The organism is Brevibacterium antiquum CNRZ 918 (assembly GCF_900169145.1).
Lineage (GTDB): Bacteria > Actinomycetota > Actinomycetes > Actinomycetales > Brevibacteriaceae > Brevibacterium > Brevibacterium koreense.
Genome location: NZ_FXZD01000001.1, coordinates 365,415 through 387,990 on the forward strand (window position 1 = coordinate 365,415; position 22,576 = coordinate 387,990).

At 62.7% G+C, this 22,576-nt stretch carries 20 protein-coding genes; 16 read left to right on the top strand and 4 right to left on the bottom strand.

The window, feature by feature from the left end:
* Nucleotides 1-10: 10 nt before the first annotated feature.
* Both BANT918_RS01620 and arc read left to right on the top strand, forming a co-directional pair.
* Nucleotides 11-1,084, top strand: a complete 1,074-nt coding sequence (locus tag BANT918_RS01620) for a tRNA (adenine-N1)-methyltransferase (protein WP_233430314.1) — start codon at nt 11-13, stop codon at nt 1,082-1,084.
* Nucleotides 1,081-2,733, top strand: coding sequence for a proteasome ATPase (gene arc, locus BANT918_RS01625; RefSeq protein WP_101618667.1), 1,653 nt, complete (start codon nt 1,081-1,083; stop codon nt 2,731-2,733). The genes BANT918_RS01620 and arc overlap by 4 nt, the downstream gene beginning before the upstream one ends.
* A 6-nt stretch (nt 2,734-2,739) precedes the next feature.
* Here arc and BANT918_RS01630 read toward each other — a convergent pair whose 3' ends face one another.
* On the bottom strand, nt 2,740-3,147 hold the full coding sequence (locus BANT918_RS01630) for a DUF3054 domain-containing protein (RefSeq protein WP_101618668.1): 408 nt from the start codon (nt 3,145-3,147) through the stop codon (nt 2,740-2,742).
* 32 nt (nt 3,148-3,179) lie between these two features.
* Between BANT918_RS01630 and dop the strand changes: the two genes are divergently transcribed.
* The 7 genes from dop to BANT918_RS01665 are packed head-to-tail and all read left to right on the top strand — an operon-like array spanning nt 3,180 to nt 9,244.
* Nucleotides 3,180-4,721 (top strand): depupylase/deamidase Dop, encoded by a 1,542-nt coding sequence (gene dop / locus BANT918_RS01635; RefSeq protein ID WP_101618669.1) that lies wholly within the window; start codon nt 3,180-3,182, stop codon nt 4,719-4,721.
* Nucleotides 4,718-4,909 (top strand): ubiquitin-like protein Pup, encoded by a 192-nt coding sequence (locus BANT918_RS01640; protein WP_101618670.1) that lies wholly within the window; start codon nt 4,718-4,720, stop codon nt 4,907-4,909. Before dop ends, BANT918_RS01640 begins: the two co-directional genes overlap by 4 nt.
* A gap of 1 nt (nt 4,910) precedes the next feature.
* Nucleotides 4,911-5,711 carry a proteasome subunit beta gene (prcB, locus tag BANT918_RS01645; RefSeq protein WP_101618671.1) on the top strand — a complete coding sequence of 267 codons (801 nt, stop codon included), beginning with the start codon at nt 4,911-4,913 and terminating at the stop codon, nt 5,709-5,711.
* Between the two features lie 13 nt (nt 5,712-5,724).
* Complete coding sequence (gene prcA / locus BANT918_RS01650; protein ID WP_101618672.1) at nt 5,725-6,414, top strand: proteasome subunit alpha; 690 nt, start codon at nt 5,725-5,727, stop codon at nt 6,412-6,414.
* Nucleotides 6,414-7,817 (top strand): Pup--protein ligase, encoded by a 1,404-nt coding sequence (gene pafA, locus BANT918_RS01655; RefSeq protein ID WP_233430315.1) that lies wholly within the window; start codon nt 6,414-6,416, stop codon nt 7,815-7,817. Before prcA ends, pafA begins: the two co-directional genes overlap by 1 nt.
* Before the next feature lie 36 nt (nt 7,818-7,853).
* On the top strand, nt 7,854-8,810 hold the full coding sequence (locus BANT918_RS01660; protein ID WP_233430316.1) for an FKBP-type peptidyl-prolyl cis-trans isomerase: 957 nt from the start codon (nt 7,854-7,856) through the stop codon (nt 8,808-8,810).
* Between the two features lie 59 nt (nt 8,811-8,869).
* Nucleotides 8,870-9,244 carry an FKBP-type peptidyl-prolyl cis-trans isomerase gene (locus BANT918_RS01665; RefSeq protein WP_101618674.1) on the top strand — a complete coding sequence of 125 codons (375 nt, stop codon included), beginning with the start codon at nt 8,870-8,872 and terminating at the stop codon, nt 9,242-9,244.
* A 29-nt stretch (nt 9,245-9,273) separates the two neighbouring features.
* Here BANT918_RS01665 and BANT918_RS01670 read toward each other — a convergent pair whose 3' ends face one another.
* Nucleotides 9,274-10,398, bottom strand: coding sequence for a DUF3866 family protein (locus BANT918_RS01670; RefSeq protein ID WP_101618675.1), 1,125 nt, complete (start codon nt 10,396-10,398; stop codon nt 9,274-9,276).
* A gap of 40 nt (nt 10,399-10,438) precedes the next feature.
* Between BANT918_RS01670 and BANT918_RS01675 the strand changes: the two genes are divergently transcribed.
* From BANT918_RS01675 to BANT918_RS01695, 5 genes are all read left to right on the top strand, one after another.
* Complete coding sequence (locus BANT918_RS01675; RefSeq protein WP_233430317.1) at nt 10,439-11,461, top strand: helix-turn-helix transcriptional regulator; 1,023 nt, start codon at nt 10,439-10,441, stop codon at nt 11,459-11,461.
* Complete coding sequence (locus tag BANT918_RS01680) at nt 11,445-12,332, top strand: WYL domain-containing protein (protein WP_101618677.1); 888 nt, start codon at nt 11,445-11,447, stop codon at nt 12,330-12,332. Before BANT918_RS01675 ends, BANT918_RS01680 begins: the two co-directional genes overlap by 17 nt.
* Nucleotides 12,333-12,431: 99 nt before the next feature.
* Nucleotides 12,432-12,713 carry a Sec-independent protein translocase subunit TatA gene (tatA, locus tag BANT918_RS01685; protein ID WP_101618678.1) on the top strand — a complete coding sequence of 94 codons (282 nt, stop codon included), beginning with the start codon at nt 12,432-12,434 and terminating at the stop codon, nt 12,711-12,713.
* 56 nt (nt 12,714-12,769) lie between these two features.
* Entirely contained in the window at nt 12,770-13,537 is a 768-nt protein-coding gene (tatC, locus tag BANT918_RS01690) for a twin-arginine translocase subunit TatC (protein ID WP_101618836.1), read from the top strand.
* A 7-nt stretch (nt 13,538-13,544) separates the two neighbouring features.
* Nucleotides 13,545-16,277: a DEAD/DEAH box helicase gene (locus tag BANT918_RS01695; RefSeq protein ID WP_101618679.1), complete on the top strand. Its 2,733-nt coding sequence runs from the start codon at nt 13,545-13,547 to the stop codon at nt 16,275-16,277.
* An 87-nt stretch (nt 16,278-16,364) separates the two neighbouring features.
* Here the strand turns inward: BANT918_RS01695 and secA2 are convergent, their stop codons facing one another.
* Together secA2 and BANT918_RS01705 are read right to left on the bottom strand one after the other, a co-directional pair.
* The gene (gene secA2, locus BANT918_RS01700) at nt 16,365-18,626 is read right to left on the bottom strand and encodes an accessory Sec system translocase SecA2 (protein ID WP_101618680.1); all 2,262 of its coding nucleotides are present in this window, start codon (nt 18,624-18,626) and stop codon (nt 16,365-16,367) included.
* 42 nt (nt 18,627-18,668) lie between these two features.
* Nucleotides 18,669-20,387: a 5'-3' exonuclease H3TH domain-containing protein gene (locus BANT918_RS01705; protein WP_233429216.1), complete on the bottom strand. Its 1,719-nt coding sequence runs from the start codon at nt 20,385-20,387 to the stop codon at nt 18,669-18,671.
* 77 nt (nt 20,388-20,464) lie between these two features.
* Here BANT918_RS01705 and BANT918_RS01710 point away from each other — a divergent pair, with 77 nt between their 5' ends.
* Together BANT918_RS01710 and BANT918_RS01715 are read left to right on the top strand one after the other, a co-directional pair.
* Complete coding sequence (locus BANT918_RS01710; RefSeq protein ID WP_101618682.1) at nt 20,465-21,418, top strand: metal-dependent hydrolase; 954 nt, start codon at nt 20,465-20,467, stop codon at nt 21,416-21,418.
* Nucleotides 21,419-21,701: 283 nt separating this feature from the next.
* On the top strand, nt 21,702-22,478 hold the full coding sequence (locus tag BANT918_RS01715) for a polyprenol monophosphomannose synthase (RefSeq protein WP_101618683.1): 777 nt from the start codon (nt 21,702-21,704) through the stop codon (nt 22,476-22,478).
* Nucleotides 22,479-22,576: the final 98 nt, after the last annotated feature.

Below are 22,576 nucleotides of genomic sequence, written 5' to 3' on the forward strand. Positions count from 1 at the left end.
TGGATGCATCATGACTGAGGCAAGCCATACCGAACCCGACCGGGCACTGAAAACCGGCGAGAAGATTCAGCTCACCGACCCCAAAGGCCGAATGCACACGATCGTGCTGGCTCCAGGGGAGCTGTTCCACACGCACAAGGGACTCATCGAACACGATGCCATCATCGGTCGCACCGAGGGAATCATCGTGTCGAACACCGGGGGCATCGACTTCCAGGTCTTCCGTCCGCGCTATGAGGACTTCGTTCTGTCCATGCCCCGCGGGGCTGCGGTCGTCTATCCCAAGGACTCCGGGCTCATCGTCACCCTCGGCGACATCTTCCCCGGTGCAACGGTCGTCGAAGCCGGCGTCGGCTCCGGGGCACTGTCCATGGCTCTGCTGCGGGCAGTCGGCCCCACCGGAACGCTGCACTCCTTCGAACTCCGCGAGGAATTCGCCACCATCGCAGCCGGGAACATCGCCGACTTCTTCGATGGTCGACCCGACAACTGGTCGGTCACGGTAGGAGATCTCTCCGACGAACTTCCGCGCGCCTACGAGGCCGGCACCGTCGACCGCGTCGTCCTCGACATGCTCACACCATGGAACACTCTGGAGGCAGTCAGCACAGCACTGGCGCCCGGCGGCGTCGTCATCGCCTACGTAGCCACCGTTCCACAGCTCTCCCGCTTCGTCGAAGCACTGCGCGCCACGGAAAGCTTCAGTGAACCCCAGTCGATGGAGGCCATGGTCAGAGGCTGGCACGTCGATGGACTCGCAGTTCGTCCCGACCACCGGATGATCGCCCACACCGGCTTCCTCGTCATCGCCCGACGCATGGCTCCCGGAGTGGCCCCGCTGGAGAAGAAGAAACGCCCCCAGGGCTCTCCCGCCTCGACCGAAGACGTGGATGCGTGGACGAAGCCGGAAGTCACCGATGAAGCCGTCGGGGCCAGAGTTGCTCAGGGAAAGAAGCTGCGCCGCGTTATGCGCGAGGCAGGAAAACGCCTGGACCAAGAAGCGCCGACCCCAGAGTCGAACAAGGCGACCCCAGAGTCGAACACCCAAGAGTCGAACACCCCAGGGTCGAAGGAGGACCAATGACCGAAACCACGACCGAAGTCAAGCGACTGCGCGAGGACAGCGCGTCATTGCGCCAACAGCTCTTCAGCGCCGGGAAACGCAATGAGGCCCTGTCGAAGACCCTGCGCACAGCTCGCGACGAGCTGAACAGGATCAAGGAAGAGGCCCGTCGACTGACAGAGCCGCCCAACAACTGGGGCACGCTCGTGGCTCTCGGTGACTCCGGGCTGACCGCCGACGTCATCGTAAGCGGCCGCCGCATGCGCGTCGCCGTCGGCCCCGAGGTGGAGCCGGCGCAGCTGCGGGCCGGCACCGACGTGCTCCTCTCGGAAGGCCTCGTCATCATCGGGACCGGTTCCTTCGCCCCGGTCGGCTCTGTTGTCAATGTGCGCGAGTTCGTCGACGACACACGGATCCTCGTGGGCGCCCCCGGCGACGACGAGCAGGTCTTCATTCTCGGCGAGGAACTCGTCGATGCCGGCCTGCGCGTCGGTGATGCAGTGGTCGTCGATACGCGCACCCACTATGCCCTTCAAGTCGTTGAGAAGCCGGAGGTCTCTTCTCTGCTGCTCGAAGAGGTCCCGGACATCACTTACTCCGACATCGGCGGGCTGGCCGATCAGATCGGCCAGATCAAGGACGCAGTGGAACTGCCCTTCGAGCATCCGCAGCTCTACACCGAACACGGGCTCAAACCGCCGAAGGGCATCCTGCTCTACGGCCCTCCCGGTTGTGGCAAGACGCTGATCGCGAAGGCCGTGGCCAACTCCTTGGCCGACCGGACCGGTGCCGGTCAGTCCCGCAAAACCTACTTCCTCAACATCAAGGGACCCGAGCTGCTCGACAAGTACGTCGGCGAGACCGAGCGTCAGCTCCGACTCATCTTCGCCCGGGCCAGGGAGAAGGCTTCGGCCGGGTTCCCCGTTGTCGTCTTCTTCGACGAGATGGAGTCTCTGTTCCGCACTCGCGGTACGGGCAAGTCCTCGGATGTGGAGACGACCATCGTCCCGCAGCTGCTGACCGAGATCGACGGTGTCGAACAGCTCGACAACGTGATCGTCATCGGGGCATCGAACCGCGAGGACCTCATCGACCCCGCAATCCTGCGCCCGGGTCGCCTCGACGTCAAGATCCGCATCGAACGTCCTGATGCTGATGCGGCTCGGGACATCTTCGAGAAGTACCTCACAGCCGAACTGCCGTTGCACCCGAGCGTGCTGACCGGTCATGAGACACCTGCTGGGGCGGTTGGCGCCTTGATCTCGTACTGTGTCGACCGTATGTATGCACTGTCACCGGAGAACGAATTCGTCGAGGTCACCTATGCAAACGGTGCGAAGGAAGTCCTCCACTTCGCGGACTTCGCCTCCGGAGCCATGATCCACAACATCGTGGACCGGGCCAAGAAGGGCGCGATCAAATCGCTGTTGGAAACGGGCGAACGCGGTCTGGCACCGAAGCACTTCGAAGAGGCCATCGCCGAGGAATTCAGCGAGCACGAGGATCTGCCCAATACGACGAACCCCGACGAGTGGGCGCGAATCTCCGGTCGCAAGGGAGAGCGAGTGACACATCTGCGGATGATGCACCTGGATACGACGCGTGGTGCTCCTGCGCTTCCGCTCGAGACGGACATCGCCGAGGTGTATCCGAACTCAGACCTGGTCTGAGTCGGTTCAGCGGCGGCGCCGGCGAGGGCTGGTGCCGCCACCTGTCACGGCCGTGGCGATGATGCGCCAACCGACCAGGGTGATGAGGTTGAGGCTCGTGGCCACGATCATAAAGCTGACAGGCACCTGTCCCGGATCGCCACCGGCCCCGGTCACGCCGCGGATGACGAGTCCGATCAGGACGGTGATCGCCCACACCGATGTTCCCGTCGCCAAGGGAGCGATCGGACGGTCCCAGACTGCCGAGAGCAGCCAGGCGATCCCGAGCCCGGCCAGGAATGGCCACGCTGTGGTCAGAAGCCCTTGGGGGTCGAAATTATGAGAATGTGTGTAATGACCGATGATGGTGAACAGGACAACCAGGACGAGGTCGACGATCAACGCGATCGGCAGATGAGATTTCTTTGCAGCCACGTCCCCGAGTCTAAACGTTAGAGGGAGTTCAGATGCTCAGTGTCCACCGTGTGATGGGTTCCGAAACCGAGTTCGGACTGAGCCAGCCGGGCAATCCGGGCGCGAATCCGATGCGTGACTCGGCGCGTGTCGTCGACGCCTATGCGGGACCGCGCGGACTGAAGTCATCACAGAACTTCTGGGACTTCGCCACCGAATCGCCTCTCGCCGACGCACGCGGCTTCTTCATGAACGTTGCCGACGCAGACATCTCCCAGCTCACCCACATGCCCCAGGAGTCCGTCGAAGCACAGTACCTGGCCAATGTTGTGACAGAGAACGGTGCCCGCTACTACGTGGACCATGCCCACCCCGAATACTCGTCACCCGAGGTGCTGACTCCGCGTGATCTCGTCACCTACGATCGTGCCGGAGACCTGGTGGCGTTGGCCTCGGTGCGCAGCCTCGAAGCAACGGATGAACCCGTCAACCTCTACAAGAACAACTCCGATTCGAAGGGATCCTCTTACGGCACCCACGAGAACTACCTCGTCGACCGTGCAGTGGATTTCGACGCTCTCGTCGCCGGACTGATCCCATTCTTCGTCAGCAGGCAGATCCTCTGCGGATCCGGACGGGTGGGCATCGGACGCGAAGGTGAGACCGCGGGCTTCCAGATCTCCTCGCGTGCTGATTTCTTCGAAGCGGAGGTGGGCCTGGAGACCACCTTGCGCAGGCCGATCATCAACACCCGTGACGAACCCCACGCCGATCCGGCCAAATATCGCCGGCTGCACGTGATCATCGGCGATGCCACGATGGCCGAACCTGCCACCCTGGTCAGATTCGGGTCGACTTCACTGGTGCTCGGTCTCATCGAGGCAGGACTCGTCCCCAAGCTTGAACTCGCCGACCCGATGCAGGCGCTGTGGGACGTCAGCCACGATCTGAGCATGAGCCAGAAGCTGCCCATGTCCGACGGCACCTCGATGACCGCTCTGGAGATCCAGAACACCTACTACTCAGCCTGCCTCGAACACGCCGGCGAAGACGCGGACACCACCGAGGTTCTCAGCGAATGGGACAGACTCCTCGACGGTCTGGCCACCGACCCCCGCAGCCTTTCCGACTCCATCGACTGGATCGCCAAATGGGTGCTGCTCGAAGGGTACCGGCAGAAGGAGAACCTCGACTGGGATCACCCGAAGCTGGCTCTCATCGACGTTCAGTACCACGATGTGCGGCCGGAGAAGGGTCTGTTCTACAAGCTCGAGAAGGCCGGGCGGATCCGACGCCTGACGACCGATGATGAGGTGGAGAAGGCGGTGACTTCAGCACCCGACGGGACTCGCGCTTACCTCAGATCCCTGGCCGTGACCCGGTTCTCGGACTCACTGGTCGCAGCAAGCTGGGACTCGCTCGTCCTCGACGCCGGAGACTACGGGATCGTGCGCCTGCCGATGAGCGAACCGCTCAAGGGCAACCGCGAACTCCTCGAAGACAGACTGGCGCAAGTGCATGACACACAGGCACTGCTGCAGGCGCTGGGAGTGGATAGACTGAAAACGACGAACGATGAAAGAGGTGCGAAATGAGTTCGCAGGAACAGGTTCAGAAAGACCATGCGTCCGGCGGGGGAGAACCACCCGTCGAACCGCCGGAGGCCGTGCAGGGCCAGATCAACACCCAGAACGTGGATTCGATCCTCGATGAGATCGACGGGGTCCTCGAATCGAACGCAGAGGAATTCGTGCGCAACTTCGTCCAGAAGGGCGGCCAATGAGATGTCAGGATTCTCTCCTGCATTTCTGAGTTCGACGAGCAATTCGTTCGTCGAACTCGCCCGGGCTGTGGCACCAGAAGCGCTGCCCACCACGGCCGGGCATGACTTGGGGCACCAGGTCCCGGAGGGCACGACGATCATCTGCTTCCGCACCGCCGCGGGAATCCTCATGGCAGGAGACCGGCGCGCGACGATCGGGAACATGATCGCCTCCCACTCCATGGAGAAGGTGCGACCAGCCGACGACTTCTCGGTCATCGGCATCGCCGGTACTGCAGGGCTGGCACTCGACCTCATCCGCCTGTACCAACTCGAACTCGAACACTACGAGAAGATCGAAGGCGCCCGGCTGTCCCTAGGCGGCAAGGCCAACCGTCTGGCATCGATGCTGCGCGGAAACCTGAGCCTGGCCATGCAGGGGCTGTCTGTTGTTCCGCTCTTCGCCGGGGTCGACGAAGCGACTCCTGCCGGGCAGATCTTCAGCTTCGACGTCACCGGCGGCAAATACGAGGAGCATCGATTCCATTCGATCGGCTCCGGATCCGGCTTCGCCCGTGGGGCGCTGAAGAAGCTGTGGCAGCCCGGCCTCGACATCGATGCAGCGATCTCGGTGGCCGTTGAGGCCCTGTTCGATGCCTCCGATGATGATTCGTCCACCGGCGGCCCCGACTTCGTCAGGCAGATCGCCCCGACGATCTTCACCGTCGACCTGGACCACGGCGTCGTCGAGATCCCCTCCGCCGACGTGATGTCTGTTGCCACCGCGGTCGTTGACCGTCGGACCAGGAAGGCGCAGTCATGAATGAGGCAACTTCATGAGCCAGGTACCGTTCTACGTCTCACCCGAACAGCTGATGAAGGATCGCGCCGACTTCGCCCGCAAAGGCATTGCCCGGGGGCGGTCCGTCGTGGTTCTGCGCTATGACGAAGGCATCCTCCTCCTGGCGGAGAACCCTTCACCGACGTTGCACAAGATTGCTGAGATCTACGACCGCATCGGCTTTGCCGCCGTTGGCAAGTACAACGAATTCGAGACGATGCGCCAAGCCGGTGTGAGGTACGCGGACCTGCGCGGGTACTCCTACCATCGCAGTGATGTCACGGCGCGGGGTCTGACCAACGCGTACGCTCAGACGCTGGCCGGGGTCTTCACCACCGAGTCAAAGCCCTTCGAGGTCGAACTCGTCGTCGCTGAACTCGGACTCACCGCTGACACCGATCAGCTCTACCGGCTCAGCTACGACGGGTCAGTCATCGATGAGACCGAACACGTTGCGATCGGGGGACAGGCCGACGACATCACCGCAACGCTGAAGGACCTGTCCACCTCCGCACTGCCCCTGCGAGAAGTCTTTGACCATGGTGTGCGTGCTCTTGCCACCGCAAGCTCCGGCACGCTGACGCCCCAGGACCTCGAAGCAGCTGTGCTCGACCGGAACGCGAACGGTCACCGTACTTTCAAACGACTCAGCAACGCCATGCTGGCGCAGCTGCGGGAGGACTGATGGCCAGGATCTACGGCCTCGAGACCGAATACGGCCTCGCCCATTCGGCTGGCGAAGGCGACCGACGTATCGGTCCGGAGGAGATCGCGCGCTATCTGTTCCGACCCATCGTCGAATGGGGACGCTCCTCCAACGTGTTCCTGCCCAACGGCTCCCGGCTCTACCTCGACGTCGGTTCCCACCCGGAATACGCCACCGCAGAATGCGATAACCTCAGCGATCTGCTCACTCAGGACCGGGCGGGCGAGTCCCTGATGATCGATCTGCTGAGTCAGGCTCAGTCGAGCATCGAGGCCGATGGGCTCGGCGGGCGAATCCACATGGTCAAGAACAACACGGACGCTGCCGGGAACTCCTACGGCTCCCATGAGAACTTCCTCATCCGCCGCAATCTCGACTTCAACCGTCTGACCACAGTGCTGCTTCCCTTCCTCGTCTCCCGTCAGCTGCTGGTGGGTGCCGGAGCCATCATCCCCGCACAGTCCTCATTCCACCCCGACGTCGAGGCGAACCGGTCGGACATGATGTTCGGTCTCTCGGCTCGTTCGGATGTGATGTGGGAAGGATTGTCGTCGGCGACAACACGTTCACGCCCGATCATCAACGCTCGAGACGAACCGCACGCGGATGCAGAGAAGTACCGTCGTCTCCATGTCATCGTCGGCGATTCCTCGATGTCGACAGCCACCTCGGCGCTCAAGATCGGCTCGGCGGTGCTCATGCTCGACCTCATCGAACAGGGCGCACGGATCCCCGAAAACGGTCTGCGCCACCCCGTGCGCGACATCCGTCTCGTCGCCAGAGACCTCACCGGGTCGGTGAAGCTCGAGCGCACGGACTCGACGACGATCACACCGCTGAACCTGCTCACGGACTACCGCGACCGTGCTCAAGTTCTCGTGCAGAGGGGCGACCACAGCCTCGGTGATGATGGGATGGCCGAATACGTCATCGATCTGTGGACCCGGATGCTCGAAGCGATTGCAGCTCAAGACTTCTCCGCCGTTGACCGCGAGATCGATTGGGTGATGAAGAAGACGCTCATCGATCGGGCGATGGCCCGCGGCATCGACGCCGTCACGGATCCCCGGATCTCGCGCCTCGACATCGCCTATCACGACATCACGCCCGACACCGGGCTGTTTCCCAAGCTGGAACGGACCGGGATGGCGAAGAACCTGGTCTCTCCCGAGGCAAGGGAAAAGGCGAAGGATGTGCCACCGGCGACCACTCGCGCAGCCATCCGCGGCGAATTCGTCCGTGCCGCTCATGCCGCGCGCCGTGACTACACCGTCGACTGGGTGCATCTGCGACTCAACGACGAATCCGGGCGTGCCGTGGCGCTTAAGAACCCCTTCGAGTCCACACACCCACAGGCTGAAGCGCTCATCGCTGGCCTGTAAGATCTCAGTGATCTGGTCTTGAACGAAAGGAACCACGTGCGCACCAAAGTGCTCGCCGTCATCGCGGCCGCCACACTGCTGCTGTCCGCCTGCGGACAGGGCGAGGAGGCGGAAAACACGACAAGTGCCCCGCCATCCGTTTCGGCCGAGGACGCGAAGTCGACCAGTCTCGACGACATCACAGTCAAGGGCAAGATGGGTGAGAAGCCGAAGGTCAGCTTCGACGCGCCCCTGGTCGTGGACAAGACCGGAGAGTCCGTCATCAGCGAGGGCAAGGGCGATAAGGTCGCCGACGGTGAACAGGTCACTGCACAGATGACCTTGGTCTCAGGCACCACCGGCAAGCAGATCGAATCGAGCTACGATTCGAAGTCACCGGCAGGATTCCCGATGGACAAGAGCCAGATCTCGGAGGAGCTCTACAATGCGCTCCTGGACACGAAGGTCGGGTCGCGCGTGCTCATGTCGCTCAACGGCAGTGCGCAGCAGGGCCAGCCCGCACAGACTCTCGTCTACGTCATCGACATTGAGAAGACCACGAAGCCCCTGACCCGTGCCGAAGGCAAGCAGGTCGACCAGTCGAAGAACCCCGTGAAGGTCACGCGGGCCGACGACGGTGAGCCGTCTATTTCGAAGCCGAAGGGCAAGGCCCCGAAGGAACTCGAAACGTACACGACGATCGAGGGTGACGGACCGAAGGTCAAGGAAGGCCAGAGTGTGGCCGTGCATTACTCCGGTTGGCTCTGGGACGACAATTCGAAGTACTTCGACTCGAGCTGGCAGGATGGTCGCGGACCCTTCGCCGTCGATCCCGTCGGTCAGGCCCAGGTCATCGACGGATGGAACGAAGGCCTTGTCGGAGCAAAGGTCGGCAGCCAGATCGTCCTCGTGGTTCCCCCCGACAAGGGATACGGAGAACAGGGCAGCCCGCCGAACATCCCCGGCAACGCAACCCTGGTTTTCGTCATCGACGTCCTCTCCGCCCAGGGCTGAGTAGATCTCGGCCCGTGGCTGAGAACACACACCACAGAACTACGACATAAGGAGACACCATGAGCAAGCAGAAACCAGTCGTCGACTTCCCCGGAACTGAAGCTCCGACCGAACTCGTCATCATCGATGACATCATCGGAGACGGCGCCGAGGCGGGCCCCGGCCATACCGTGAGCGTGAACTACGTGGGCATCGCCCATTCAACCGGTGAAGAGTTCGACGCCTCCTACAACCGCGGCACCCCGCTCGAATTCCGCCTCGGCTCCGGCATGGTCATCTCCGGCTGGGACCAGGGCATCCAGGGCATGAAGGTCGGCGGCAGGCGCACCCTGCAGATCCCACCGCACCTGGCCTACGGGGACCAGGGCGCCGGCGGCGTCATCCAGCCCGGCGAGTCCCTGATCTTCGTCTGCGATCTGGAGAACGTGCGCTGAGACGCCAACAATGAAACGGGTGCCGAGACTCAGAGCTCGGCAGCCAACCTGCCCGCCGCGGCTGCAGCAAGAAACGCTGCTGCATCGGCGGGCAGTTTTCGTCCCATCGTCGACAGGCCCACCGGCGAGGACTTGAGCCCTGCCCACAGACCTTCCACGCTGACAGTGACTTGATCATGCATGTGCAGCATCGGCAGCTGTGCGGCGACGACCTCGGACATGACGGCGGGGTCGATCTCCATCTCACGACGGTCCGCCTCGGCGAGGGTGGAGAAGTCCGGGACCGGAATCGTCATTCCGGGACGGGCGACCTCGATCAGAGACGTCAGAGAATGGTGGGAGATGCCGAAATGCCTGCCGCGGGCATCGGCATTGGACATGCGCAGGACACCCACCGGGCTCCCACCCAGCAGAGCGGCCGCATTGAGATGCTCACCGGTGACGAGACCCGAAAATCCATACTTGGTTCCGGTCCCCAGATTTCCCGGACCCTGCGCGACGATGGCGATATCGGCACCGAGGACATGTTTGGCGGCGAGCAGGCCCGTGTGAATCGTCACAGCCTCAAGATCGGCGCCCCAGGATTGGCCGGTGCTGATGGTTCCGTGCAGCCACCCTGCGTCCTTCAGCCCGGCCGCAGCCTGGGAGAAGCTGGCTGGCAGTGCCGCACCGTCGCTGATGACATAGGCGATGCGAAGCTCGGGATCCACCGCACGGATGCCGGCGATGATGGCTGGCAGAGCCGAATGCAGATCTGCGGCGAGCACAGGCATCCCACTCAGGGATTCTTCCCTGGCGAGGGTCTCATGATGCTCCGATTCCTGATCGTCGACACCGAGGACCATCGTCTGCAGGGGGGAGTAACGGTCCTTGACCAAATGACCTGGGCCCTCGGGTGGATCGGCCGGCAGAGCATCGGGCAGTGCCACGATCAGACCGAAGCCACCTGTGCCCAAGCCTTTGGCCAGGGCCGAGACGTTGAGCAGGACACTATCCCCGACCTGCGGATGCCCGACGGCCTCTGTATAGGCGACCGCCTTGACGTGGGTGATCGTCGTGCCCGGCAGCACCTGGTCAATATCGGCCTCGACCTCTGTGTATCCTGGCCGGGTGGAGCGAATCGTGGTCACGGTTCCTCTGCGCCAATGAATCATGGTCCTAAGACTATCGCCCGCATTAGGTTACGGTGGAATTGTGAATACGCCCCGCCCCAGCAGACAGAGGCAGCAGACCGAACGTCTGATGAACCTGCTGATCGCTCTGAGAGCCGCCCGCGGATGGGTCTCGCGAAAGACTCTGATGAGCGCCATCGACGGATATGCGGGCCTCGACGACATCGCCTTCGACCGCAAGTTCTCCCGTGACAAGGAACTTCTGCGGCACATGGGAATCACGATCGCCACCCGGGCCGAACACGACGCGTACTCGGATACGGGGGAGACCGGGTATCGGATCTCTGCCGATGACTATGCCATGGACGACGTCGAGCTCACCCCCTCCGAGGCCGCCGCAGTGGCAGTGGCTGCGCAGTTCTGGTCTGACACCGAACTCGGCGAGTCCAGCTCCCAGGCGCTGACGAAGCTGCGTGCTCTGGGCATTGACCTCACCAAGGCAGGACCCGGGCACGTTGAGGCCAACCAGGGTCCCGCCGCACGGAAGTTGGGCAGTGCCAACTTCGCGACCGCCCTCCACCACATCAACGCCCGCGAGGCGATCAGCTTCAAATACCACAAGCCCGGCCAGAGCCCCCGCAAGGTCAAGCTCGAACCTTACGCACTGCTCAGCCGCGGCGACCGGGTCTACCTGCTGGGACATGACATCGACCGTGATGCCGAACGCACTTTCCGACTCTCCCGGGTCGAGGGCAAGCTGACGAAGCTCGGCGGACGGGACCCCGGAGACTATGATTTCCCCGCCGATTTCGCTCCGCATGTGGCTTTGAACTCGAGCACAGAGATGGCGGTCGTCGCCGAGGCGAAGCTTCGGATCCGTGCCCATCGGGCTGATCCGCTGCGCCGGCGGCAGATCCGCACCGAGGACGATGCCATCATCGTCGAGTACACGGATGCGGCCTCCCTGGCCGCAGAGATCGTGAGCTTCGGCAACGTTGTCGAAGTCCTCTCGCCATCGGAGCTGGTTCAGGCTGTCGAGGACCGACGCCAGACGGTCAGGGAGTCCCTCGAACGACTTGGAGGTCGCAATGTCCTCAGCGCGTGAACGACTCACCCGGCTGCTCAGCCTGGTTCCCTACCTCGACGCCCATCCGGGGGCAGATCTCGAGGAGACTGCGGCCTATTTCACCATCGACTCGGACACCCTCATCGATGACCTGCAGCTCCTCTTCGTGACCGGTCGACCCGGTCACATGCCCGATGACCTCATCGACGCCAGCTGGGAAGGTGGGAAGGTCTACATCTCCAATGCTGAGGAGGTCTCCGTCCCCGTGAGACTCAGCGCGGAGGAGGCTGGAGTCCTCGTCCTGGCACTCGAACTCATCGACACCCTGCCAGGACTCGACACCGAGGCTGTGCGAACGGCGGCGCAGAAGCTGAGACTTGCCGCGGGAGAGAATCTCCGCACCCCGGTCGAGGTCAGCCCGATCCCCGCGAACGAGGAGCTCATGGCGTTCCTCAAGCAGGCGATCGACTCGGAAGCCGCGGTTCAGATCGATTACTATGTCGGTTCCCGAGACGAACTGACACGCCGGATCATTGCTCCCAGCAAGCTGGTTCCCGGCGCGGATTGGTACCTGGATGCTTGGTGCTATGCCGCGCAGGCTCCACGCCGGTTCGCTCTGAGCAGCATTCGCTCCTGGACCCCGGCGGCACATCCGCCGCTGGCCGTGAGCAATACGCAGTCGAGTGCGCGAGAAGTCACCATGACGCTGTCGCCTGCCGGCGCATGGCTCGCGGATGAACTCGAGTTGAGGCAGCGTGAATACTTCGCCAATGGTGAACCAAGTGTTCGAATCAGATTCCTGGTGCACTCCGTGGACTGGTTGAGTAGATTCCTACTGTGTCATGCCGACGTCATCACTGATATCGACGACAGTGAAGCGGTGGAAGCCGCGCTGACGCGGCTGGACTGAGACCGGGCTTCGCGCTCGAGCTCTGCCGTGCGGCGAGGATGAAAGGCACAGCCACACAGCGTAGAATCTTTTCGAGCAGACAATAGTCAAGGAGTCCCCATGAAACCGAGTTTCGTGCAGATCGCGATCGTGATCCTCATCATCGTGATCATTTTCGGCGCACCCAAGCTGCCGGCGCTGGCCAGGAGCCTGGGTCAGTCAATGAAGATCTTCAAATCTGAGGTCAAGGATCTCCGTGATGACGATGAGCCCAAGAAGACCGAACCGGGTGAGTTGGGCCGCGAGACAGCCGAGAACGACACTTCGTCGACCGCCGAGGCTGCCCGAAAGCCTGAGCAGCCTGCGCAGGAAAAGCAGGATCCGCAGTCTCACGAGAAGTGAAAGAGCAGAACGACCGGCGATCGTCTTCGGCACGTAAGAAGAACCCCGAGCGGAAGATGCCCGTCGTCGGGCATCTCATCGAACTCCGAAACCGTTCCCTGGTCGCGGCGATCGCGATCGTCCTCGGTGCCGTCGCCGGCTGGTTCCTCTACGATCCTGTCCTCGACATTCTGCAGGAACCGATCCGCAGCATCCGGGCTTCGGGCGACCGAACGGCTGAGATCAACTTCGCCGGAGTCGCCTCCCCGTTCGATCTGAAGATCAAACTGTCATTCTTCATCGGCATCTTCCTGTCCTGCCCGATCTGGCTCTATGAAGTCTGGGCATTCATCGTTCCGGGGCTGACGAAGAAGGAGAAGCTCTATTCGTTCGGTTTCCTCGGCGCAGCCATTCCGCTGTTCCTCGCGGGATCGACGATGGCCTTCTTCGCCCTTCCCAACGCTGTCAAGGCATTGACGTCATTCACCCCAGAAGGCGGCACGAACATCATCCCGGCACAGGACTATCTGAGCTTCGTGATGGTCATCATCGTTGTCTTCGGTCTGGCGTTCGTCCTTCCGGTGCTCATGGTCGGGCTCAACATGATGGGGATCCTCTCGGCCGTGAGGATCCAGAAATCTTGGCGGGTGATCGTGATGATCGTGTTCCTGTTCGCCGCTATTGCCACCCCCACTCCCGACGCACTGTCTATGTTCTTCCTCGTGATCCCGATGATGACGCTGTTCTGTGCGGCGTGGATTATCTGCGTGATCAGCGACCGGAGACGCAAGAAGCGACTCATCGCCCAGGGCCTGTGGGTCGACCCCGACGAACCGATTGACTGAGAGAAGCATGACTGAATCCATGAGCCCGATCGAACCCTCGGCAGACACCGAGCCACTGAGTCCCTCGGCAGCCTACGCCGACTATCGAGACAGGGCGGAGAAGGCACAGACTCCCTTGGGGCGGTTCGCCGCCAGGACCGGCTTCGAGCTCGACGACTTCCAACTCGAAGCCTGCACTCAGCTGCAGGAGGGCAAAGATGTCCTCGTCACGGCCCCCACCGGTGCCGGCAAGACTCTGATTGCGGAATTCGCTGTCGAGCTGGCCAGGGACGAAGGCAAACGGGTCTTCTACACCACGCCAATCAAGGCACTGAGCAACCAGAAGTTCAACGACCTCATGGACGTCCACGGTGTCGAAAACGTCGGCCTGCTCACTGGTGACACCTCGATCCGGCGCGATGCGCCGATCATCGTCATGACCACAGAAGTCCTGCGCAACATGCTGTACAACGATCTGTCGGGACTGGCCGACCTCGGGTTCGTCGTCCTCGACGAGGTTCACTACCTCGCCGATCGTTTCCGCGGTCCGGTATGGGAAGAAGTCATCATCCACCTGCCGGACCGGGTGCAGATGGTGTCGCTGTCAGCGACCGTATCCAACGTTGAAGAGTTCGGCGCCTGGCTGCGTGAGGTGCGCGGACCCACAACCGTCGTGTCCACCTCTCATCGCCCCGTGCCGTTGGTCAACCATGTCCTCGTCGGCCATCGCATGTACGATCTGTTCACCCACCACGACTCCGACCGGATTGATCCTGCTCTCAACCATGCGACCCGGACCCATGGTGGGCCCCGCTCGAAGCGCGAACGAGCCACCCGTGCCCGCTTCCGCAGGCCCAGCCGCACCCAGGTCGTGTCCTCTCTGGCCGAGACCGGGATGCTGCCGGCGATCATGTTCATCTTCTCCCGCAACGCCTGCGACGAGGCGGTGGAACAGTATCTGGCCTCCGGCTTCGACCTGAACTCCCGCGAAGAGAAGGTCATCGTCAATGCCGCACTCGAAAAGCTGCGCGATGAGCTCGCCAGCGAGGATCTGGGCATCCTCGGATTCCACTCGTTCCGGGAAGGTCTGCTGCTTGGAGTCGCCGCCCACCACGCGGGAATGATCCCGCAGTTCAAACAGCTCGTCGAGGAACTCTTCTCCCAGGGCATCATCAAGGTCATCTTCGCCACGGAGACCCTGGCGCTGGGCATCAACATGCCTGCACGCACGGTCGTCCTTGAAAAGCTGGTGAAGTTCAACGGTGAGGCTCATGTCTCGATCACGCCAGGGGAGTACACCCAGCTGACCGGACGCGCCGGGCGCCGCGGCATCGACCAGATCGGCCACGCCGTCGTCATCTGGCACCCCAGCTTCGAAGTCAACGAGATCGCAGGGCTCGCCTCCAACCGTTCCTACTCGCTCAACTCTGCGTTCGGACCCACCTACAATATGACGGCGAATCTGCTCTCGCGGATGAGCTCCGCGGAAGCCGCGAAGGTCCTTGAGACCTCGTTCGCACAGTTCCAGGCCGACAAGGCCGTCGTAGGGTTGGCGAAGAAGGTGCGGAAGAACGAAACGACGATCGGGGCCTACGAGAAGTCGATGCAGTGCGAACTCGGAGACTTCGCGGAGTATGCGCGTCTGCGACAGGCCATCAGCGATACCGAGAAACAGGAGACTCGCACCAAGTCGAAGAACCGGCAACGTGAGATCCTCGAGTCGCTGAGTACGCTCAAGATCGGCGATGTCGTCACCCTGCCCGCGAAGCGAGTCGAGGGCACTGCTGTCATCATCGCGCCCATGAGCTCCCGCGATGGGAGTTCACGGCTGCCGACGGTGCTGACCGAGCAGGGCAAAGTCTGGCACCTGAGACCCCACGAGGTGACTGAACCGCTGGCAGCACAGGGCCGGGTCCGTGTGCCGAAGAAGTTCAATCACAGGCAGGCGGGGGATCGCCGGCAGCTGCTGGGCATCCTCAACGATGCCAAATACGAGGGCAAGGTCGATCCCCAGGCGCAGTGGGAATCCTCATCCGGTGCGTCTGGCGTCAGCTCGAGCGTGGCGGAGATGACTGAGCAGCTGCGAGCCCATCCCTGCCACGAGTGCCCGGACCGCGAAATGCACGCCAGGTGGGCCAACCGAGCGGCCAAGCTGGTCAAGGAGAACGATTCGCTCATCGCCCGGATCGAGGGCCGAACGACGTCGATCGCTCTGGTCTTCGAACGCGTTCAAGACGTGCTGCGCACCCTTGGTTTCGATCCCGAGCGCTCCGATATGCTGCGACGGATCTACGGGGAGCGTGACCTGCTCGTGGCGCTGACCATTCGCGAGGGCCTGTGGGACAATCTCGTCGAACCCGAACTCGCGGCATTCGCCTCATGCTTCGTCTTCCAGTCCCGGCGCGGTGACACCCTCCATCCGGAACGCGCCCCGAGCCGCGATCTCAAGGTCAACGGTGATGAGGCGGTGACGATCTGGCGCAAGCTGTTCCAACTTGAGGAGCAGTACGCCCTGTCGACGACGCAGGAACCCGACCGGGGACTGTTCAAACCGATGTACCGCTGGACCGAAGGCAAGAACCTCGCCGACTCTCTGCGCGGCACAGATATCGCTGCCGGGGACTTCGTGCGTTGGGCCAAGCAGAGCCTTGACCTGCTCGGTCAGGTCGCCGAGGTGGCCGAGGTGGCCGAGCCGGACACTGCAGTGCGCATCCGTCGCACAATTGAAGCGATCCGCCGCGGAGTCGTCGCCGACTCCTGACCGGCAGATCGTCCCCGACCTCAGCGGTGGGGTATGAACCTCAGCGACGGGCCCGCCTTCCCCGATGGAGGCGGACCCAGATGCGTCTCAGCGCTTGACCTTCTTGACGATGTTCTCGATGTCGGAGCCGAACGCGCTCTCCGTCGTCAGGTAGGTCCACGTTGACGAGGGTCGTTTGAGCCCGTGAGATGCCAGGTCGATTCCGGTATCCGTGAACTCTGCCTCTTCGACCGTCGACGCCGAATCTTCAATGACGTCGGACCAGAACGAGGAGAAGATGCGGATCGACTCCGTATTGAACGCCTCATGCGGTTTTTCACGTGCGAAGGTGCGCAGATGGATGCCCTCGCGCAGATCGTTGAGGAAGGCGAGGTGGTCGACCCAGCGCGCGTCGAGATGGAACAGCATCACTTCGCGCAGGGTTGCGTCGACGAGCTCCTGCGAGTGCTCGGCCGACAGATCCTTCGCCACATCGCCGAGACGCTCCTTGAGTTCGTTGATCGCCTCATCATCGACACGCAGCTCCCGGCGTCGGGTGAGGACGAGGTCGCGCTGCTTGGCCATCAGCTCGTTGAACTTCCAGGTGTCGCGGTGCAGTGCCGTATTCTGACCTTCAGCAACGCGCTGAGCGTGCTCGACGAGACCCAGCGCCCGCTTTGACTCGATCCATCCGGTCTCGTCTCCCTCGGAGACGAACCGTTGGATCTCGGGCACACGTGTCAACAGCTCATCTTCGAGGCTGGTGAAGAACACTGACGTTCCCGGATCACCCTGGCGTCCTGCACGACCACGCAACTGGTCATCAAGACGTGAGGACAGGTAGCGCCCGGCGCCGATGACCAGCAGGCCGCCGGCATCGGCGACGCTGTCGTCGGCCAGGCGGATATCGGTGCCGCGCCCGGCCATCTGGGTCGACACTGTGACAGCCCCAGGGGCGCCGGCAGCCGCGATGACCTCAGCTTCGAGCGAATCGTCCTTGGCATTGAGAACCGTCACCTCGATGCCGCGTTCGATCAGTCGTGCCGACAGCGATTCACTTTCTGCCACTGACGAAGTGCCGATGAGCACGGGACGATCCTTGGCATGGTTCTCGGCGACCTCGTCGACGATCGCGCGTTCCTTCGACTCCTGATACGTGTAGAGCCGGTCGGATTCGTCGTTGCGGATGACAGGCAAATGCGTGTCGACGGGGACGATCTCAAGGTTGTAGAACTCGCGCAGGTCATCTCCGACAGCCAGCGCGGTTCCCGTCATTCCGCAGACGGTCTCGTAGCCGTGGATGAGCTCTTCGACGGTCATCTGGTCGAGGATCTCGCCGCTTTCAGTGGTTCCCACGCCCTCTTTGGCCTCAACTGCTGCCTGCAGTCCGTCAGGCCAGCGCTGCAGTTCGGCCACGCGCCCACGGGAAGCCGAGATGAGTTTGACCCGGCCGTCGACGACAAGATAATCGACATCACGTTTGACCAAGGACTTCGCATACAGGGCCAGGTTGACGGCGGCGAGATTGGACGCGTCTTCTCCGAAGAGCTCGACTTCGAGTTCGGCTTCGACGCGGTTGATTCCTCCGTCGGTGAGGGAGACGGCTTGGTGATCCGGACTGATTTCGTAATCGACGTCGGGGTGCAGCGTCTCGACGAGTGCCGCGATCTGAGCGTTGGCGTCTTCGACGCTGGCCGATCCGGCGAGGACGAGCGGGACACGTGCCTCGTCGATGAGCACCGAGTCAGCTTCGTCGACGATGACGACGTCACGATCTGGGACGCGAATCTGGTCATCGTCGGTGACGAAACGGTCGCGCAGGACGTCGAAGCCGACCTCTGTCACGGAAGCGTAGAGAACCTCAGCACCATAGGCTTCACGCCGCTCGGCCTCACTCTGAGTGCCGGAGATCGACGCTGACGTCACACCAAGGAGCTCGAAGAGAGGCTTCATCCAGGTGCGGTCGCGGACAGCGAGGTAGTCGTTGACGCTGACTACGTGGACTCGGCGACCCTGCAGAGCGTATCCGGCGGCGGCGAGAGCACCGACGAGGGTCTTCCCCTCACCGGTGGCCATCTGCACGATATTCGCCTGCAACAGTCCGACGAGGCCCTTGATCTGCGTATCATAGGCGCGCTCGTCGAGTGATCGCTCGGCTGCCTCGCGGGCCAGTGCACAGTAGCGAACGAGATTCTCCTGCACAGGGCCGGAGGTGAAGATGTCGGCTGCGGCCTCTGTCAGCCCTTTATCATCCAGCTCCGCGTACTCACGACTCGCGGCCGTCATATCGTCGGCGGCCCTGTCGAACCATCCCGTGGCTTTGTCGGCCTGTGCGCCGGGTCGGTTGAGCAGTCGTGAAAAGAATCCCATTATCGTCCTTCGTCGAGTGATGGTCGCAGTTGATTCTATCGTTCAGGCCATGGGCCAGGAGCCATCGACGACGGCTTCGGCGTTGCCCTTTCTGCGCAACCAAGACTGCAGGTCAGCGGCCTGGGCGCGTTTCCATTCGCCTTGGGCAGACATGATTTCGGCCCGAGTGAGGTTCGCAATTTCTTCCGAGCTCTCGGCCAACGCTCGGGAAATGTCCAGGGCGGCAAGAGCATCCGCGGCGGCATCATGGGCGTCGAGGAGGGTGACCTTCCACCGCTTGGCTGTCTCGGTCAGGGTCCTCTTGCCCCGTCGGAACTGCTCGACTCGCTTGTCCAAGACAAAGGTATCGACGATCGTCGGCAGCAGTGCCGGGAGGTCGATGTGGGGCTGATGGCGTGTGACTTCGGCAGCCAAGACGCTGAGGTCGTAGACGATATTGTGGCCGACGACGACGGCGCCTTCCGATTTGAGATCGGCCAGGACCGTACAGAGCTCGACCACCACGTCTGCCACGGGGGCGCCGTTGGCTTGGGCGAATTCGGTGGAGATTCCGTGAACCGCCCGGGCCGGTTCGGGTATGACGACCCCAGGGTCGGCCAGCCAGGTGCGTGAGCTGTCGGCGGACTCGACGAATGCTGCGGTCACGATCCTGGCAGTCGATGGGTCGACACCGGTCGTCTCGAGATCGAAACCGACCAGCCTCGACTGTGACCACGGTTCGGCAGAGGCCTGGCCCGGAATCGGCGCGGCTGGCGATTGCGCTGCAGACACCTGGGCATCAGGAGCAGCCGCGCTTGCGCCGGTGGGTATCACGGAGGGCTGTGGCGGTGCACTGGCACCGGAGTCCCTGTCGGCACTGCCGAGAGCAGAGATGAGGTTGTCGACCGAGCGGCGGATGTTCTGGCCATGGGCTGCCGCCTCGACCGCAGTGCGATCGATCTCACCTGGCACGGAATCGAGGTCGAGTCCATGAGCCACATCGGTCAGGCACCGCATGACCTCGATGGTCTTGTGGAGCGTCTCCTCTTCTTCGATCAGGGTGGCCGATCGTTTGGGGCTAAGACCCCCGGTCTTCACACCGGCCTTCGCGGCCTTGAAGATCGATTCGAGGGAACCGAAGTTCGACAGCAGTGTCGCCGCGGTCTTCTCTCCGATCCCCGGTGCTCCTGGCAGTCCGTCCGAGGGGTCGCCGCGCATGGCGGCGAGCTCACGGTACCGGGTCCCATCGGGCACGCCATAGGCCTCGGGCAGATTGTCTTGGGTGATGGCTTCCCACTCTCCACCCTTGCGCGGTCGAAGCACACTGACGTCTGTCGCGTTATCGATGAGTGCAAGCAGGTCACGGTCGGGGGAGACGATGACCACAGGGGTGCGTGATTGGGCGGCCATGGTCGCGATCACATCGTCAGCCTCAGTGCCGTCCACCTCGGCGATGGGGATTCCTGCGGCACGAAGGACGCGGGTCATGATCGGCAGCTGCACAGCCAGTTCGGGAGGGATCTCAGTGCCTGCCTCGGCGTCTTTGACCCGAGCCGCCTTGTATTCGGGCATGATCGCTGTGCGGAAGGCTGGTCGCCAATCCGCGTCCATGGTCGCCACGACTCGCGGGGAGTCGAAGCGGCGAATCATCTGCGCAATCGCATCGAGGACGCCGCGCACGGCGTTGACCGGCTGGCCTTCGTCGTTGACGATCGAATCGGGGACCGAATAGAAGGCACGGTAGTACAGGGCGGGCGTGTCGATCAGAACCAAGGGCTTCACACTCGATGACGATACCCGACGCCGCTGACTCGAGTGCAAAGACGTGGACTCAGAGGTGTAGCCTGTCGGCTGTGACTATGTACTTTGGTGGAGATGTATACAGCAGTGTCGACCCCTTTGCGACTGCCTTGGGCACGAAGGACGGGACGGTCTCGTTCATCGGCTCGGATGAGGCCGCACTCGCATCGGAGCCGAACGCAATCAACCTCGACGGGGACTTTCTCACCCCAGGTTTCGTTCATGGGGGACTGGTTCTTCACGAGGGTGCTCCCGACGGTGACCGGCTCATCGAGTCCGGATTCACCCACGTGCACGTCCTCGGCACCGCCGAGGCTGTGCGGGACTTCCGGGCACGTGCACCGAAGGGGCTGAGGATCATCGCATATCCCCAGCTCAGCTCCGAGACCGCTCCAGCGACGGACCCGGCCACGGACAGAGCCAGCATCGCAGCAGCCGACTTCCTTGGCCTCGAGACGATGCCCGAGACTTCCCTATACATCGATGTCGAGTCGAACCAGCGCCTCGGCGAGGTCCTGGACCGCGTCCACGACCATGCTGCACTGGCCCAGCGCAACGGATATCGCCTGCTGCTGAACTTCAGTGTCAACGAGGAGTTCGTCACGCCGTTGGGGTATTCCGGCATCGCGTTGACTCTCGACCCCGCGCGGCCGCAGCCTCTGGCGCGGCTGCTCTCGGCAGGTGCTCAGGTGTCGTGGACCGACTCACAGGACTCACCGTGGGCCACCGTGCGCTCGGCTGTTGTCGGCGACAGTGGAATCGGAGCACGAGCGGCATTCAACGCAGCCACCCGGTTCGCTCACCGGGCCGCCGGCAACCCGGACGGTGGGGTCCTCGCACCCGGAGCCGACGCGGACTTCGTCCGTTGGCAGGTCGAACGACTCGTCGTTCAGGTTGCAGATGCACGCGTTGCCGCGTGGAGCACCGATCCGCGCTCGGGCACCCCTGGCCTGCCAGAGCTCTCACCCGACGTGCCCCTGCCGACCCGGATTGCACTCAGCGAAGACGCGTAGAACCCGGCGCCCCGGCGATTTCGGCAACTGATCTCGAGAATCAAGACGACACGCCGAGGGTAAAGTATTTGAGTTCTTCTGCCTTGCGTCTGACCTGGAGATTTGAACATAACTCCAGGTCAGAGGGATTTTGCAAAGAGCGCGACAGCCACTAGATTCGTTGTTGGCATTCCACAGCAGCTGGGATGGAGCCGGCACTCTCGTCATTAGATAACTCGTTTCCCAACGTGGTCCGAAGGCGAGAGTGTCGGCTCATATTTTCCCCACTCCGCGGCGTATCGTGGTGGCCGTGGTTTCTAAGACTCTGGTGGTCATTCCCACCTACAACGAACGACTCGCTCTACCGGTGACACTGTCCGGGCTGTTCGAGGTTCAGCCCGAAGTCGACGTTCTCGTCGTCGACGACGGCTCACCCGACGGCACCGGTGACTGGGTCGATGAGCAGGCACGCACCGATAAGCGTCTGCACGTTCTGCACCGCAGTGAGAAGTCCGGTCTGGGGATGGCTTACATCGCCGGATTCGAATGGGCGCTGGAACGCGACTACGACATCATCTGCGAGTTCGACGCCGATGGATCTCACCGCCCACTGGACCTCGGGCAGCTCTTGGCCGTCGCCCAGACGGGTCATGCCGACCTCGTCATCGGCTCGAGGTGGGTCCGCGGCGGAGCCATCGTGGACTGGCCTCGCTCACGATTCTTCCTCTCCCGCGCAGCCAACATCTACGTCAACGCAGCGATAGGTCTCGGGGTCAAGGATGCGACAGCAGGATTTCGTGCTTACTCGTGGGAGGTTCTGCAGAACCTCGACCTCTCGGGAGTGCAGTCCCAGGGGTACTGCTTCCAGATCGACATGACCTACCGCACCGTCGAAGCCGGATTTCGCGTGGCCGAGGTTCCCATCGTCTTTGTCGAACGCGAACTGGGCGAGTCGAAGATGAGCGGATCAATCATCTCCGAGGCGTTCACCAAGGTGGCCGGCTGGGGGCTGACGCGCCGCAGTCGACAGGCTCGAGGCGCATTCGAGCGCCTCACTGCTCGCCGCAGTCCGACTGTCTGAGGACCTTGGCTGCACGGGCGCTGCTCGACGGCAGAGAGCGCGAAGAGCGCTCAGGGGCAGACATGGAGGCGGGGCGGTGCGGCGATGCCCGGCGCCCC